Origin of the sequence: Salinimicrobium sediminilitoris (assembly GCF_020866905.1) — a bacterium.
In the GTDB taxonomy this organism is placed as follows: Bacteria; Bacteroidota; Bacteroidia; order Flavobacteriales; family Flavobacteriaceae; genus Salinimicrobium; species Salinimicrobium sediminilitoris.
In genome coordinates this window covers 349393-364419 of record NZ_JAIVCC010000013.1, presented here as the reverse complement: position 1 = coordinate 364419, position 15027 = coordinate 349393, and the positions used below count along the sequence as shown (strand labels likewise).

Below are 15027 nucleotides of genomic sequence, written 5' to 3'. Positions count from 1 at the left end.
CCCCACATTTGTGGGGCTTTTTTTATGGCTTCGGTTGTATGGAGCTACGGAATTTGGAAACCTAAATCTTTATGAGAATCCCGGTTTAAGCAGAAAAAAATTCCGAAGGAACAAAGTTCCACAAAGCTGCTTTAAAGAAACATTTTGTGCCCTTATGAGGGATGATTCCTTTTCTTATATTTGCAGCAAATTTGGGCACTATGAAACTGAATATTAAAAATGAAACTTCACGTTTAAGAGCTGTAGTCTTAGGAACTGCCGAAAGTCCGGGTCCAACACCGGAATATGAGCACGCCTATGATCCAAAATCAGCCGAGCATATCAAGGCAGGAACTTATCCTGTCGAGGAAGATATGGTGCGGGAAATGGAAGCTGTTCGTGAGGTTCTGGAAAGATATGATGTCAAAGTCTACCGTCCAAAACTGGTTAAAGATTTGAACCAGATCTTTACTCGTGATATCGCCTTTGTCATTGATGATAAATTTATAAAGGCTAATATTCTCCCCGATCGTGAGGAAGAAATAGAAGCCATTCAATATGTTATCGATCAAATGGACCCGGACAAAGTCATTGAATTGCCCGAAGATGTACATGTGGAAGGAGGAGATGTTATGCTTTATAATGATGATCTTTTTATTGGTGCTTACTATGGAGAAGACTATTCTCAATTTATAACAGCACGCACCAATCTTAAGGGGGTGGAGCATCTTAGGAAAATGTTTCCCAATAAAAAGGTGAGATCTTTTAACCTTAGAAAGTCAAACACCGAGGCGAGGGATAATGCCCTGCACCTGGACTGCTGTTTTCAACCTGTAGGCAGAGGGAAAGCCATACTTTATAAAGATGGATTTCTTAATATGGAAGAATACCAGTGGCTGGTCAATTTCTTCGGAAAAGAGAACGTATTTGAGATTACCCGCCAGGAAATGTTTGACATGAATTCCAATGTTTTTTCTATTTCTGAAGATGTGGTTATTTCAGAAAAGAACTTCACCCGACTTAATACCTGGCTCAGGGAGAATGGCATGAAAGTGGAGGAAGTGCCTTATGCCGAAATAGCCAAACAAGAAGGCTTGTTGAGATGTTCAACGCTGCCTTTAATAAGGGATTAAAAATTTTTATGAGACAAATCACAGATACTGTACTAATGGTGCGGCCGGTTGCTTTCAGGATGAATGAACAAACCGCCGTGAATAATTATTTTCAGGAAGGTCTGCACATGGATAACGAGCAGATCAATAAAAAAGCTCAGGAAGAGTTTGACAATTTCGTGGCGAAACTCCGAGATGTCGGAGTGAATGTTATTGTGGTAGATGATGACGAGAAACTGGACACTCCAGATTCCATTTTCCCTAATAACTGGGTCACCTTTCATGAGGATGCTACTGCAGCGATCTATCCTCTTTTTGCCGAAAACCGAAGAAGAGAACGCAGGGCCGAAATTTTTGACAAGATCGAAGCCGAAGGCTACCTCATAAAAGATGTAATTGATTATACCAGTGCAGAGGAGGAAGAACTTTTCCTTGAATCCACAGGGGTTCTTATTATTGACAGGGTGAATGAAAAAGCGTATTGTGCACTTTCTCCCCGCGCTAATGAAGAATTATTAATAGAATTTTGTGAGGATTTTGAACTTACTCCGGTCATTTTTACCTCATACCAAGATGTGGATGGTCGCAGGATGCCCATTTACCACACTAACGTAATGATGTGCCTGGCAGAGAACTTCGCGGTAATTTGCCTGGATAGTATTGATGATCCAAAAGAGCGGAAAAATGTTGTAAAACATTTGAAGTCAGACGGGAAAGAGATCATAGAAATTTCTGAAGCCCAACTCCATCATTATGCCGGGAATATGCTACAGGTACAAGGTGCCGACGGAAAGAAATACCTGGTGATGAGTGATGCAGCAAGAAAAAGCCTTTTGCCTGTTCAGGTCGCGGCAATTGAGAAACACTGTGATATTCTAAGCAGTGATCTAAGCACGATTGAAACCTGTGGTGGCGGGAGTGCCCGCTGTATGCTGGCTGAAGTTTTTCTTCCTAAGAAAGAAAATATGAAGGTTGTCTAAAGTTTTTTACGTCAACCTAAATTATAAATTATAAGCCCTTTCAAAAAGGGCTTTTTTTATATCTCTTTATTCCTGATCTTCTATTCTCGGCAGCGCCTTGTCTGCCTTGTAATGACGTAGCTTCTTTATAAAACTATGCACTTCGTGCTGTCCTGCGCCGGCATGGATCTTTATAAAATGATGATCCTTATAAAAGGAATATTCCTCTGCCCGGCCTTTGTATATTTTCAGCTTGTAAAAAGGAATTACAAGGGAATAAGTTTCCCCTCCGGCTTTAAAACTTATCAATACCCCTTTCGAACGCATTTCCAGCGTACAATTGGTTTGGCCTTCGTTTAAAACAAGCAGGTTGTAAATTTCAATACTTGCTGCAGTGACAGGAAGCTCGCGAAGACTCGTGCTTTTTAGCTCTTCTCTTTCTGCAAGGTTGAAAGGTTTGCCCACCAGGTCATTGATTTCTTCTCTTTTGTCACTAAAATCCTGGGAAATATTAAGTAGCATTTTCTTTTTTCTTAAAGATAAGCATTTGCGCGCAAACCCTTTAACCAAGCTCAAAATTCTGTTATCTTTGCGACTTCCTGTACCGGGCCTGCAGGTGATAAAAAGACAAAACAATGAATGTTCAGGACAAACTTTCCGCTCAGGTAAAAGAAGCGGTGAAAAATATTTTTGATGTAGATCTGGAAACGGTAGAATTTCAGCCTACCCGTAAGGATTTCGAGGGTGATATTACTCTTGTGACTTTTCCCATGTTGAGGCAAATCAAAACCAGCCCCGTCAAACTTGGGGAGGCTATAGGTCAATACCTGGTTGAGAATAACAAGGATATTCAAAAATTCAATGTGGTTCAGGGCTTTTTGAACATTGTTCTTGCAGATCAATCCTACCTGGATTTCTTCGGAAGCATGAAAGACAACACCTCTTTTGGAAGAACTCCTGAAAGGGAACAGTCGATCATGGTGGAGTACTCCTCGCCAAATACGAACAAGCCACTACATTTAGGACACGTAAGAAATAACCTTTTAGGATATTCTGTTGCCGAAATTCTTAAGGCTTCCGGAAAGAAGGTTTACAAAACCCAGATCATTAATGACCGCGGAATTCATATTTGTAAGTCCATGCTCGCATGGCAGCGCTTCGGAAATGATGAAACTCCCGAGACTTCCGGTCTCAAAGGTGATAAGCTGGTAGGGAATTACTATGTAAAATTTGATAAAGCTTATAAAGAAGAAGTTTCCTATTTGCTCGCCCAGGGAAAGACTGAAGAAGAAGCTAAAGCCGAAGCACCCATTTTGAAGGATGCGCAGGAAATGTTGCGTAAGTGGGAAGCCGGGGATAAGGAGGTAGTGGGGCTGTGGAAGACTATGAACCAATGGGTTTACGATGGCTTTGAGGAAACTTACCAGAAACTGGGAGTGGATTTTGATAAAAACTACTATGAAAGTGACACCTATTTACTGGGAAAAAATGTAGTTGCTGAAGGTCTCGAAAAAGGTGTTTTTTATCGTAAAGATGACGGCAGTGTTTGGATAGATCTTACTGAGGATGGTCTTGATGAAAAGATCGTGCTGCGTAGCGACGGGACCGCGGTTTACATGACCCAGGACATTGGTACTGCCATACAACGTGTGAAGGATTTTCATATCAACGGAATGGTTTACACCGTAGGAAATGAGCAGGATTATCACTTTAAAGTGCTTTTTTTGATCCTCAAGAAGCTGGGCTATGAATGGGCAGATAACCTTTACCACCTAAGCTACGGAATGGTTGACCTTCCCACGGGAAAAATGAAAAGTAGGGAAGGAACTGTGGTTGATGCCGATGATCTTATTGATGAAATGACGGCCACCGCCCGAAATATTTCTGAAGAACTTGGAAAATTGGATGGATATTCAGCAGCCGAAAAAGATGAACTTTACCGCATCATTGGCCTGGGAGCCCTTAAATATTATATTCTGAAAGTTGATCCCAGAAAAAGAATACTTTTCAATCCTGAAGAATCTGTCGATTTCCAGGGAAATACCGGTCCGTTTATTCAATATACTTACGCCAGGATCCAATCTATCCTTCGTAAAGCTGAATTTGATTACACCCAGCCAATTCTTGCTTATAATTTAAATGATAAAGAGAAGGAGCTAATAAAGCAACTTCAGGTATATCCTGAAACTATTCAGCTGGCGGCAGAAAATCATAGTCCGGCATTGATTGCCAATTACACCTATGAACTGGTTAAGGTATTCAATAGTTTCTATCAAAACGTCACTATTCTTGGAACCGAGGATGACACTGAAAAGAAATTCAGGGTGCAGCTTTCAAAAGCAGTGGGGGATGTTATTAAATCTTCCTTTGAACTTCTGGGGATTCAGGTGCCGGAGAGAATGTAGGTCGAAGTACGAAGGTAGAAGTGGGATTGTAGAAGTTAAAGATAACAGGTGTCAAAAATGTCATTTTTGACACCTGTTCCAGATGGAATTTTTTTCCGGGGGAAAAATAGAAATTATAAAGTTGAAGTGGAGTTGAAAAAGTTTTCACTTCAGCCTCAAATCATTAAATTTGCAACTGCCGACTATAGCCGGCGGTTTAAAAAAATCTGAGAGATTATGTTCGAAAGTTTAAGTGATAAGCTGGATAATGCCTTACACGTCCTTAAGGGACACGGGCAAATTACCGAAGTTAACGTTGCCGAAACCCTTAAAGAGGTAAGGCGTGCCCTTGTAGATGCCGATGTGAACTATAAGATCGCCAAGGAATTTACTACCACAGTAAAGGAAAAGGCATTAGGACAGGACGTGCTTACCGCTTTAAAACCAGGGCAGATGATGGTTAAGCTCGTTAAAGATGAGCTTACCCAGTTGATGGGTGGAGATGCAGAAGGAATTAATCTTTCGGGAAATCCATCGGTGATCCTTATGTCGGGTCTTCAGGGGAGTGGTAAAACCACTTTTTCGGGAAAACTGGCGAATTATTTAAAAACCAAGAAAGCAAAAAAACCTTTACTGGTTGCTTGTGATGTTTACCGTCCGGCGGCAATTAATCAGTTACACGTAGTTGGAGATCAGGTAGGAGTTGAGGTCTTTAGTGATGAAGGTAATCAGGATCCTGTTGCTATTTCTAAAGCAGCGATCGCTCACGCAAAAGCAAACGGTCATAACGTGGTGATCATTGATACCGCCGGTCGTCTTGCCGTTGATGAAGCGATGATGACCGAGATTGCCAATATCCACAGCGCCATCCAGCCGCAGGAAACACTTTTTGTAGTGGATTCGATGACAGGACAGGATGCGGTGAATACAGCAAAAGCCTTTAACGACCGACTAAACTTCGACGGGGTTATCCTTACCAAACTTGATGGGGATACTCGTGGTGGAGCGGCAATTTCCATTAAATCTGTCGTTAATAAACCAATAAAATTCATTGGTACAGGGGAAAAAATGGATGCAATTGATGTATTCTATCCTTCCCGTATGGCCGATCGAATTCTGGGAATGGGAGATGTTGTGTCTCTTGTGGAAAGAGCCCAGGAACAATATGATGAAGAGGAAGCAAGAAAGCTTCAGAAGAAAATTGCCAAAAACGAATTCGGGTTTGACGACTTCCTAAGTCAGCTTCAGCAGATCAAAAAAATGGGATCCATGAAGGATCTTATGGGTATGATCCCCGGGGCAGGAAAGATGTTGAAGGACGTGGAGATCGATGATGATGCTTTTAAACCAATTGAAGCCATTATCCACTCAATGACTCCCGAAGAACGTTCAAAACCTTCAGTAATTAATGCTTCCAGAAAAAAACGTATTGGAAAAGGATCGGGAACATCTGTTCAGCAGGTGAATCAGCTTTTGAAGCAATTCAACCAAATGAGCAAAATGATGAAAATGATGCAAGGCGGTGGCGGAAGAAAGATGATGCAGATGATGAAAGGAATGAAGTAAGTGATCAGTATTCGGTGATCAGTATTCAGAAAAATAAAAATTGATGAACTTTCAGGATTTATTTGCTTATCAAAAGTCTGTTTCACTGTCTATGCAAATATTGGAGATTTCAACACAATTCCCAAAGAAGGAGACTTACTCTTTGACCGATCAAATTAGACGCTCTTCCCGCAGTGTTTCAGCAGCAATTGCTGAAGCTTATAGAAAAAGAAATTATCCGAGGCACTTCGCAAGCAAATTGGCAGATGGTGATGCCGAAAATTCTGAAACACAAGTTTGGTTAGAATATGCTTATAAATGTCAATACTTAGCTGAAGGATCTTACAAGAAATTAATGATCGAAAGTGAAGAAGTAGGCAAATTAATTAATTATATGATTCTCAATCCCAAAAAATTTGGGGTGAAAACAGAAGAATAAATTCCAATATAAACTGATCACTGACCACCGATCACTGAACACTAAACATATGACTCTCCTCGACGGTAAAAAATTAAGCAACGAAATCCAGGATGAAATAGCCCTGGAAGTACAAAAAATGAAAGAGCGCGGGGAGAAAGTCCCGCATCTGGCTGCCATTATTGTTGGTAGTGACGGCGCAAGCCTTACTTATGTGAACAGTAAAGTGCAGGCTTGTAAAAGAGTAGGCTTCGAATCTTCAGAATTTCGCATGTCTTCAAATACCAGCGAGCTTGAGCTTTTGGCCAAGATCGAGGAACTCAACAACAATGATGATATCGACGGCTTTATTGTACAGTTACCACTACCTCCACAAATAAATACTCAGAAAGTACTTTTAGCAGTAAGTCCCGATAAGGATGTGGATGGATTCCATCCCACCAACTTCGGAAAAATGTCTCTTGACATGACTTCCTTTATTCCTGCAACACCTTTTGGCATTCTGGAGATGCTTGAGCGTTACAATATTCCTACTAAAGGAAAACATACCTGTGTAATTGGGCGCAGTTACATTGTGGGAAGACCAATGAGCATCCTCATGGGGAGAGAAGGCTTTCCAGGTAACTCAACGGTAACCTTAACTCACGAATTCACAAAGAACATTACCCAAATAACTTCGCAGGCAGATATTATTATAATCGCAGTAGGAATTCCCAACTTCCTTAAAGCCGAAATGGTCAAGGATGACGCAGTTGTCATTGATGTTGGTATCACAAGGGTGCCAGATGAATCCAAACCTAAAGGTTACAGGATCTCAGGTGATGTGGATTTTGAAAATGTTTCAAAAAAGGTAAGCTATATCACTCCAGTTCCCGGAGGGGTTGGGCCTATGACCATTGCCATGCTGCTGAAGAATACCCTGTTGGCCAGGGATACTCATCGCAGCAGAAAAATGGAGTTAAAGAATTAGATTAAGCATTTGCTTCTTTTGCCTCTGAAATTTTCCAATCCAGGTAAGCATGTAGATCGGACTCTATGAAGCGAACAGCTACTGTAAAAAGGGCGAAATCATCCACATAACCTACTCCGGGTAGAAAATCGGGTAACATGTCCATGGGATTGAATACATAGAGAAGTGTAAGGCCTATTGCTGCAATGGTAAACCATGGTGGAGCTGTGTATTCTCCCCTACGGTAGTCTTTTAACATACCAAACATGAGCTTTCCAAGTTCGGCGTACTTTTTCATTCCGGAATTGTTCAGCTTTTTATCAATGGCCTCTTTGTTATCCATTACCATATCCAAATCTCCGTCTTCTACTTTGGAGACCTCAGATTTCAGGTAATCTTTGTTGATCTTCTTTTTTACGTTTTCAAGCATAGCATTAATTTTTTAGGTTAAATCTTATTTTCTGTTTTTCCGTATTCGTGCTTGTATATCTTTAAGATAAGCAAAAACAGGGATACGAGCAAAGGCCCAAATATGAGTCCTATGAACCCAAAAAGGGGAACACCTACTACCACTCCAAAGAGGGTAATCAAAGGATGCACACTTGCAAGCCTGTTTAGGATGTAAAGCCGCAAAATGTTATCTGTGATCCCGACAATTACGAATCCATAGATCATAATAAAAATTGCCTGCCATTCCATTCCCATGGAATAAAGCAGGATCGTCACCGGGACTATACCAATGGCTGTTCCAATAAAAGGGACCATTGCCCCAATGGCAGTGATCACGAACCAGAAGAGTGGATCGGGTACTCCAACAATGAGGTAACCTATAAGAGCTACAATCCCCTGGAAAAATGCCACAAGTGGAATTCCCAGGGCATTCGATTTCACCATTTCATCCCCTTCATGCCCAATTACCTCAAGATTGTCTTCTCCAAGAGGGATGTAGGAGATAACCACATCCTTAAGACTATGCCGGTATATAAGCATATAATACAGGAGGAAGTACATGATACTTATAGCAATAAAGGCATTAAAAGTCCCGGCACCCAGTGATTGCAGGTTGTTAGAAAGCCAATCGGCGACCCTTGCGGAGTCGATACTCTTACTTAGATCATAACCTACGTAGATTTCGGCCTCGTTAATCTGATCTTTCACTGCCTGCAAAACCATTTCGGAATTTGCTACGGCCTTGCCGATCTTTGAGGTAAGCATAATGGCCGTAAGCGTGATAGGTACCAGAATTCCAATAAAAGAAAGGAACATGAGCATCGATGCAGCCATCACCGGTTTCCAGCCACGTCTCACCAGCCAGTTCATAGGTTTTTTAAGCACGACATAAAGCGTGATTGCTCCCAAAATTCCTGAGAGATAAGGTAATATCTCCCGAAAGATTAAAACCAAAAGGAAAATAATAAGGAGTAGTACGAACAATTGTCGTACTAAAGATGGTTTTAATCTGTTCATTTAAATTATGTAATTATTTTGCGAATAACTGGGCCGGGTTTTTAAAGGCTTTAAATTCTAGTGCATTGCCACAAGGATCTTTAAAAAACATGGTAGCTTGTTCCCCTGCCTGTCCTTCAAATCTAATATAGGGTTCAATAACAAAAGAAATGTCTTTTTCCGCAAGTTCTTTAGAGAAAGATTGGAAGGTATCCCATTCCAGGACTACTCCAAAATGAGGAATAGGTACATCTTTTCCATCTACTGGATTACTTCCCGTATTTCTTCCTTCGGAAGCCGCTTTATAATGGATCACCAATTGATGGCCAAAGAAGTTGAAATCTACCCAGTGGTCACTGCTTCTTCCTTCTTCGCAGCCTAAAGTATCCCTGTAGAATTTCCGGGCTTTTTCAAGGTCATCGACCGGAATGGCAAGGTGAAAAGGTTGAATCTTCTCCATGGATTAATGGTTTCTCAGGGCGCTGATCAATTCTTTTTTGCTCATTTTTGAACGGCCATCAATTCCCACTTCCTTTGCTTTCTTGTAAAGGTCTTCTTTACTGCGGTCCTCGTACTTCTCTCCTTTACCACCTTTCTCGCCGGAATTCGAAGAATTGGCGATCCTGGCAGCTTTCTCTTTACTGGCTCCTTTATCTCTAAGAGCTTCGTATTGATCTTCGTTTTTGATTCTGTTGTCTGGCATAATTTTTTTATTAAAAATAAGCAGATACAGCAGATAATTTGCTTAATTCTCTGTTAAGATTCCCTATTTCTGGGGTTATTTGGAGAATTGCGTTTGTGGTGGGATTTTTTTGAAGCCGTTCCTTTTGGCGCTTTTTTCTGTTTTGGTGGAGGAGTTTTTTGGTCCTGTTTTAAAGAGGCTTCTTCAGTCTTAATAGATTCTCCGGTAAGTTGGTCGAGTCCATCAAGTTCTTTTTGGGTGAGATGACGATACTGTCCAACTTCGACATTCAGTTTAATATTCATGATCCTTACCCGCTTGAGCTTTACTACTTCAAAGCCAAGATATTCGCACATCCTGCGTATTTGCCTGTTAAGGCCCTGGGTGAGTACAATCCTGAATGTGAATTTACTCAGTTGTTCTACCTCACATTTGCGGGTAACGGTGTCTAAAATGGGAATTCCCGATGACATTCTTTGAATGAAGTCGGCTGTGATTATTCTGTCAACCGTAACTATGTATTCTTTTTCGTGATTGTTTCGGGCCCTGAGGATTTTATTAACAATATCCCCGTCATCTGTAAGTAAGATAAGGCCTTCACTTGGTTTGTCCAGGCGTCCTATTGGAAAAATACGAGTGGGGAAATTAATATAATCCACAATGTTCTTTTTCTCGGCTGGATTGGTGGTGCAAACAATTCCGATTGGTTTATTAAATGCCAGGTAAACATTATCTTTTTTCGGCGGAACGATAAGTTCACCATTGACGCGTACTTCATCGTCCGGACTCACTTTAGTTCCCATTTCGGGCACCTGCCCATTGATCGTAACTCTTCCCTGTTCAATAAGTGTATCGGCCTTTCGGCGGGAGCAGTAACCTACTTCACTCAAATATTTATTTAACCGGGTAAGATTTTCAGAAGACATTTAGAAGTTTTAAAAAATTAATCCCAATCGATCATAAAGTATTTGATCTTCGCATCATCGGGAATTTGTGATGCCTGGATACGGGTTTGCGTATCATATCGCAGTTCCACAGGGAGCTGCTTTTTATCAATAGTAACGTAAATGTTCAAGTCATCTATAAAGACCACGGCTGCACTTAAGGTATTTTCAATTCTGGAAATATTGTAGTTTTCAACAAGGTCCTTAAAGGTGCTTTCTTTGCCTACTCCTTTAGCTGTCTTATAGCGGGGGTCAAGTACCTGGATAAATCCTATGGTGCTGGTAGAATCAAAAGCCTGTACCGGTTCTATTAAAAGAAGTTTATTACCCTTGTTGTCGTAAACTTCGATTTCATTGCTTTTTCGGAATAATTCGCTGGTGCCTACCTGTTTCACAATGGAATCTTCGGCAAAGATCGAATCAAGCTGATTAATTTTTATATCACTGGTCAAACGCCCAATGCTGTTGGCGCTAATTAAAAAAGGATCCTGCTCTTTTTCGCATGAAATAAGGAAGCCGGTTGTGATAAAAAGTAGAAGTAAAAGGGCTTTTCGCATTTTTGTAAGGTTATTTTAAAAGTTTATTGAGTACTCCCATGACACCTCTTATAAAAGTGGCACTGGTGAGAACTTTAATTACAGCTTTTTGAGAACCGTCACCAGATCTACTGCGCCGGCCCGATGTGGTTTTCCTTATTTTCTTTCTCTCTTCCGCGGCTTTTTCCCTGGCTCTTTCCTGGTCTGCCCTCTCAATTTTTTGGGTCAGGATCTCATACGCACTTTCGCGGTCAATTTGTTGATTGTATTTTTCCTTAAGAGCCGAAGATTCAATAAGTTCCTGTAACTCTTCCGAACTCAGGATGTCCATTCGGCTCATCGGTGCCCTTAACATTGTCGCCGCAAGGGGAGTAGGCCTTCCTTTTTCATCCAGTGCCGTCACCAGCGCTTCCCCAATTCCTAACGTAGTGAGTTCATTTTTGGTATCGTAATATTCTGAAATAGGATAATTTTCTGCAGCCAGTTTAATTGCTTTGCGATCTTTAGCGGTAAATGCTCTTAGTGCATGCTGAATTTTTAATCCCAGTTGCCCCAGCACATCTGCAGGAACATCGGCAGGATTTTGGGTGACAAAAAATAAACCTACGCCCTTTGATCTTATAAGTTTGACGATGCTTTCAATTTGATTAAGCAAAGCATCGGAAGCTTGATCAAAAATTAAATGAGCCTCATCTATAAACAGCACCAGCTTTGGTTTATCACTGTCTCCCTGTTCGGGAAAACTGTTGTAGACCTCGGCGAGGAGGCTTAGCATAAAGGTGGAAAAAAGCTTCGGTCGATCCTGAATGTCGGTAAGTCGTAAAATATTAATGTAACCGTGCCCGTCGCTGGTCTTTCTTAGCAAATCCTCGACCTCAAAAGATCTTTCGCCAAAAAAGAGATCTGCTCCCTGTTGCTCCAGTGCTACAATTTTCCGAAGAATAGCGCCGGTGGATGCAGATGAAATCCTTCCGTAGGACTTTTCAAACTCCTCTTTGCCATCTTCTGTCGAATATTGAAGGATTTTCTTTAGGTCCTTAAGATCCAGAAGTGGCAGGTGGTTGTCGTCACAGTATTTGAAAATGACCGATAATATTCCACTTTGGGCCGGGGAAAGTTCAAGGATGCGGGATAGGAGTACAGGTCCAAATTCACTGGCTGTAGCCCGTAGTCTTACTCCCTTTTCTTCGGAAAGACTCAGGATCTCCACCGGAGAAGCACTGGCTTCAAAAGGAAATTTCAGCTTGTCATGCCGAGCCTGGATAAAAGTCTCTCCGGCTGAAGGTTTTGCCAGGCCACTCATATCTCCTTTTACATCCATAAGCAATACCGCAACTCCCTTTTTTGAAAGGTTTTCAGCAAGGATCTGCAGTGTTTTGGATTTTCCGGTGCCGGTAGCTCCGGCTATAAGGCCATGCCGGTTCAAAGTTTTCAGCGGAATTTTTACTGCAGCATCTGGATAGACTTCCCCGTCATGCATGGCAGCACCCAAATAGATGTAATCACCTTTTGTTTGATAGCCGGAAGTAATATCTTCTGTAAAATGCTGTTTATTGAACACCTTCAAAATTTTTATAAATGTAAGAATTGTGAGGGATTAGACTCCTTTCTAATCCTTCGAATTTATCGAACTGCAGGATTAAGCATCTTAAAAGTTCCCTGTTCTGCATTCATCTCAGCTCTTATTCCATTGGGAATGGTGAAGTTATCGCTAATGTGCCCAATCATAGTGCCCGAAAATGCCGGAATATTTAATGGCTTTATAAAATGGTCCAGCACCTCTTCCATGGTCAAAGAGCCGTAGCCTCCTGCACCTCCCGGTTCGCAATCGCTGCATTTCCCGAAGATAAATCCGCTTATTTGGTCGAGTACACCTCCAAGTTGCAGTTGAGACATCATTCTGTCTACTGCATAGATCCGTTCCCCAACATCTTCCAGGTACAGGATCTTTCCCTCCCAGTTAGTAGGGAAATAAGGAGTTCCCATAAGCCCTGTGAGGACAGAGAGATTGCCTCCCAACAGTTCTCCGGTAGCCGAACCGGCAGTGATGGTCCTAATTCTATTGTTGGTTTGTGTTAGCAGTCCTCCCTTATCCACAGGATTGGAATATTGCACGGCGTCAGCTTCAAAAAGCAGATCCTTAAAGTGTTCGACTGCAAAAATATTCCAGGTTGAGGTTGCCAAAGGACCGTGAAAAGTCACCAGTCCTGTTTTTTTGTAAATCGCAAGATGTAGTGCGGTTATGTCACTGTAGCCTATAAATATCTTCGGGTTTTTTTGAATAGCTTCATAATCCAGTAAATTGAGAATACGTGCTGCTCCAGATCCCCCCCTTAGACATATGATGGCATTGATGGATGGATCTTTAAACATGAGGTTAAGTTCCTGTGCCCGCTCTTCATCTGTGCCTGCGAGATGGCCATATCGCTTTTTCACATGCTCTCCCAGTTTTACTTTAAGCCCGAGTGCCTGCATGGATTCCACTGCAATTTCATAAGGCTCAGATTCAAAAATGGCTCCAGAAGGGCTCACGATTCCAATAGTATCTCCCGGCTGAAGACGCTTTGGAAGAATTTCTTCCCCGATCCCGGTGTCAAAATTCATTAAAGCCGGTGCTACGCAGCTATATAGAGGTAAAGCCAGGCTACCAAATCCCATATTTTGTAAAAACTTCCTTCTTTCCATAATTAGTAGTTGAGGTAAAGTTCCCTAAGCACGTCGTCCATCCTGGATTTCACGACTGCTGTTGGTACCATATAATGATTATTCATAAAGCTAAAGATAAGGACCCTGCCCGATGATGTTATTAAATATCCGCTTAGGCTGTGGTTGTTGCTTAAATTTCCGGTTTTGGCGAAAACAAATGGAGGTTTGCCAACGGGAGCCTTGTAATCTTTCTTCAAACTACCCGAAACTCCTCCTGCGGGCAGCAGAGCGAAAAGTCGTTCCCGGGGAATTTCCCTGTATATTTTTTCCAGTACCCAAACCAGGCTTCGGGGAGTCAAGAGGTTGTAGCGGGAGAGACCAGAGCCATCAACCCATTTAATTTCATCGGGCATCTCCTTAAAAAATTCGTTTTGCACATAGTCAATTGCTATTTCTGCCTTAAGGGTATCAGAGATCTCTCCTGCAGCCATGAGGAGTAGCTGCTCGGCAAAAAGATTATCACTGTCCTGCAACATCTTTTTGTAAAGACTGTCCGATGGCCGGCTAAACAATTTATGCTGAAGATTTATATGCTTCGGAAGATTTCGGATTAAATTCACCTTTCTCTTCAGCGTATCGGAAAGCAGTCGTGCACTGAGTTCGGCTGAAGTAATGAAGGGCACCTGCTGTTCAAAAGCTGAATGTCTTAAAAGTGGAATTTTGAATCTGTTCTCTTTTAGATTTCGCTGAATCCCGGAAGAAAAGCCTGTACTGTCTTTTTTCATTTGATTTTCAAAAAAGGACGGTTCAGCTTTAAGGGAATCTTCAGGAGAAAAGCTGAAGTTCACAGTATTTCCATAAAGCGGAAAAGGAGAGCGTTCAGCAGAAAAGCTATAATTGTAATCATCCCATGCCCAACCTGGTCCAAAAGGTGTTTCTGTGGCTTCAGGATAAATGAGCATAAGGGTTTCGGAATGGGAATTAAAAAACTCCAGGATTTTAGAAGAATCGAAATCGCTGTGTAAAAAAGTAGGATCCCCGGTGGGGGCGAAATAAAGGGTGTCATTCGAAAATTCATATTTCAAAGCAGGAATTGAATCTTCAAGAATTTTTAATCCTGCGTAAAAGCTAAACAGTTTGATGTTGGAAGCAGGAGTGAAATATTTATGGGAATTGTGTTCAATAATCACTTTCCGGGAGTGAGGGTCATAAACCATGAACCCCGTGAACCGGGAATTGGAAGCTTCGGCCTTAGAAAAGCTCTTTTTAAGTTCCCGGCTTACATCTTTACCCGGCGCACAGGAAAAAAGGAGCAGAAATCCGAAGAAAACTGGAAGGATCTTTATGATTCGGCGTAAAACAGGCAAAAATTTGTTGCTTTAAAAGAAAGGGTTAAAGTAAGAAAACTTTGACAGGAGTCCGAAAAA

16 protein-coding genes are annotated in these 15027 nt (G+C 41.6%); 6 read left to right on the top strand and 10 right to left on the bottom strand.

The window, feature by feature from the left end:
• Window positions 1–200: 200 nt before the first annotated feature.
• Together LA313_RS12950 and ctlX are read left to right on the top strand one after the other, a co-directional pair.
• Window positions 201–1112 (top strand): dimethylarginine dimethylaminohydrolase family protein, encoded by a 912-nt coding sequence (locus LA313_RS12950; RefSeq protein WP_228915645.1) that lies wholly within the window; start codon window positions 201–203, stop codon window positions 1110–1112.
• Window positions 1113–1120: 8 nt separating this feature from the next.
• Window positions 1121–2071 carry a citrulline utilization hydrolase CtlX gene (ctlX, locus tag LA313_RS12945; RefSeq protein WP_228915643.1) on the top strand — a complete coding sequence of 317 codons (951 nt, stop codon included), beginning with the start codon at window positions 1121–1123 and terminating at the stop codon, window positions 2069–2071.
• A 66-nt stretch (window positions 2072–2137) separates the two neighbouring features.
• Here ctlX and LA313_RS12940 read toward each other — a convergent pair whose 3' ends face one another.
• On the bottom strand, window positions 2138–2572 hold the full coding sequence (locus LA313_RS12940; RefSeq protein WP_228915641.1) for a hypothetical protein: 435 nt from the start codon (window positions 2570–2572) through the stop codon (window positions 2138–2140).
• Window positions 2573–2685: 113 nt separating this feature from the next.
• Here LA313_RS12940 and argS point away from each other — a divergent pair, with 113 nt between their 5' ends.
• From argS to LA313_RS12920, 4 genes are all read left to right on the top strand, one after another.
• A complete protein-coding gene (argS, locus tag LA313_RS12935) occupies window positions 2686–4455 on the top strand; it encodes an arginine--tRNA ligase (protein WP_228915639.1) in 1770 nt (589 codons plus the stop codon).
• 216 nt (window positions 4456–4671) lie between these two features.
• Window positions 4672–6000: a signal recognition particle protein gene (ffh, locus tag LA313_RS12930; RefSeq protein WP_228915636.1), complete on the top strand. Its 1329-nt coding sequence runs from the start codon at window positions 4672–4674 to the stop codon at window positions 5998–6000.
• Window positions 6001–6043: 43 nt separating this feature from the next.
• Entirely contained in the window at window positions 6044–6418 is a 375-nt protein-coding gene (locus LA313_RS12925) for a four helix bundle protein (RefSeq protein WP_228915634.1), read from the top strand.
• A 49-nt stretch (window positions 6419–6467) separates the two neighbouring features.
• Window positions 6468–7367 carry a bifunctional 5,10-methylenetetrahydrofolate dehydrogenase/5,10-methenyltetrahydrofolate cyclohydrolase gene (locus LA313_RS12920; protein WP_228915632.1) on the top strand — a complete coding sequence of 300 codons (900 nt, stop codon included), beginning with the start codon at window positions 6468–6470 and terminating at the stop codon, window positions 7365–7367.
• Window position 7368: 1 nt separating this feature from the next.
• On the opposite strand, the gene LA313_RS12915 is transcribed toward LA313_RS12920, so the two are convergent.
• From LA313_RS12915 to LA313_RS12875, 9 genes are all read right to left on the bottom strand, one after another.
• A complete protein-coding gene (locus LA313_RS12915) occupies window positions 7369–7776 on the bottom strand; it encodes a YkvA family protein (protein ID WP_228915630.1) in 408 nt (135 codons plus the stop codon).
• A gap of 17 nt (window positions 7777–7793) precedes the next feature.
• On the bottom strand, window positions 7794–8813 hold the full coding sequence (locus LA313_RS12910) for an AI-2E family transporter (protein WP_228915628.1): 1020 nt from the start codon (window positions 8811–8813) through the stop codon (window positions 7794–7796).
• Window positions 8814–8826: 13 nt separating this feature from the next.
• Window positions 8827–9252, bottom strand: coding sequence for a VOC family protein (locus LA313_RS12905; protein WP_228915626.1), 426 nt, complete (start codon window positions 9250–9252; stop codon window positions 8827–8829).
• Between the two features lie 3 nt (window positions 9253–9255).
• Window positions 9256–9495, bottom strand: coding sequence for a DUF7218 family protein (locus tag LA313_RS12900; protein WP_228915624.1), 240 nt, complete (start codon window positions 9493–9495; stop codon window positions 9256–9258).
• A gap of 53 nt (window positions 9496–9548) precedes the next feature.
• Window positions 9549–10400: a 23S rRNA pseudouridine(2604) synthase RluF gene (gene rluF / locus LA313_RS12895; protein ID WP_228915622.1), complete on the bottom strand. Its 852-nt coding sequence runs from the start codon at window positions 10398–10400 to the stop codon at window positions 9549–9551.
• Window positions 10401–10417: 17 nt separating this feature from the next.
• A complete protein-coding gene (locus tag LA313_RS12890) occupies window positions 10418–10975 on the bottom strand; it encodes a hypothetical protein (RefSeq protein WP_228915621.1) in 558 nt (185 codons plus the stop codon).
• 10 nt (window positions 10976–10985) lie between these two features.
• Window positions 10986–12515 carry a helicase HerA-like domain-containing protein gene (locus LA313_RS12885; protein WP_228915620.1) on the bottom strand — a complete coding sequence of 510 codons (1530 nt, stop codon included), beginning with the start codon at window positions 12513–12515 and terminating at the stop codon, window positions 10986–10988.
• A 62-nt stretch (window positions 12516–12577) separates the two neighbouring features.
• The gene (locus tag LA313_RS12880; RefSeq protein WP_228915619.1) at window positions 12578–13639 is read right to left on the bottom strand and encodes a S66 peptidase family protein; all 1062 of its coding nucleotides are present in this window, start codon (window positions 13637–13639) and stop codon (window positions 12578–12580) included.
• Between the two features lie 2 nt (window positions 13640–13641).
• Window positions 13642–14967, bottom strand: a complete 1326-nt coding sequence (locus tag LA313_RS12875; protein ID WP_228915618.1) for a D-alanyl-D-alanine carboxypeptidase/D-alanyl-D-alanine-endopeptidase — start codon at window positions 14965–14967, stop codon at window positions 13642–13644.
• Window positions 14968–15027: the final 60 nt, after the last annotated feature.